The sequence below is a fragment of the Vibrio sp. 10N.222.52.C3 genome (assembly GCF_041474195.1).
Taxonomy (GTDB): domain Bacteria; phylum Pseudomonadota; class Gammaproteobacteria; order Enterobacterales; family Vibrionaceae; genus Vibrio; species Vibrio crassostreae_C.
Genome location: NZ_JBFRTQ010000170.1, coordinates 1 through 1,037 on the forward strand (window position 1 = coordinate 1; position 1,037 = coordinate 1,037).

General features: G+C 38.2%; 2 protein-coding genes. Both read right to left on the reverse strand.

Annotation, left to right across the window (positions count from 1 at the left end; all coding sequences use genetic code 11):
• A partial coding sequence (locus tag AB4517_RS20945; RefSeq protein WP_372149781.1) for an AAA family ATPase occupies positions 1–144 on the reverse strand: 144 nt, incomplete at its 3' end.
• A gap of 663 nt (positions 145–807) precedes the next feature.
• Positions 808–1,037: autonomous glycyl radical cofactor GrcA (locus AB4517_RS20950; RefSeq protein ID WP_372149778.1), on the reverse strand; the 230-nt coding region annotated here is incomplete at its 5' end.

The following is a 1,037-nucleotide window of genomic DNA, read 5'->3' on the forward strand; positions in this document are numbered from 1 at the left end:
GTATTCGTAAGCATGTAAAAAAGTCGATTTCCCAACATTATTTTGACCAAAAATAAAAATTATATCCGAATCATTGAAATCTAAGATATTGTTTTTACCATTGATATTTCTAAAGCTCATTACTTTTAGTGATTTTATTTTCATTACTAACCAACACTTTATATTATGTAGAACTCAACAAACGCATAACATTCTTAATAACAGGGCGTCTCGTTTTTCTGACAGCCCGACTTTCGACTAATTTATCATAAGCTACTAAAAATTAAAGGGAAATACATCGAGTTGTGTGCTCTATCCTTACATAGAAAACACGCCGGCGTATTATCCAAGGCACAAAACCATAAACCCAATAATAAACAATGACTTACAAAGAAATCGACAGGCAATACCAAACACTCAATAGAACATGCCACTTTCCATACACAAACGGCATTCAAACTGAATAAACTGTGTAGATACACAGAAAAGAAAGTAAAGATGGCAAGTAAATCAGGCATGAACCTAATATTAGGTTTTGTAGGGAAAACACACGGCTCTAAAATGTGTTGAATAATTGGTCTAACGAATTTTGGGGCAAAGATAAGTTAGAGCTCCTAGTGATCTCTGACATAAAAAACAAGCGAATCCCCCCAAAAAAAGCATCAAAGTAATTCCAATCACCGTGTAAATATCGGTTTTGCCCATATACCAGCCAAGACAACGCGACGTCCAACAACATGATTACCGCCATACTCGACGCACAAAAAAGCGCGAGAGACGGATGTCATTCTCGCGCTTTTTTAGAACCGTATAACTTGAAGTTTACGGTTAGATCTTAGCAGTAAACGTACGGCTAATTACATCTTGTTGCTGCTCACGTGTTAGCGAGTTGAATCGTACTGCGTAACCCGAGACTCGGATGGTTAACTGTGGGTATTTTTCTGGATGTTCGACGGCATCCAACAACATGTCACGGTTAAGCACGTTCACGTTAAGATGTTGCCCACCCTCAACACGAATCGATCCTGCACTTTCTTCATGGTGGAAGTAACCATCCA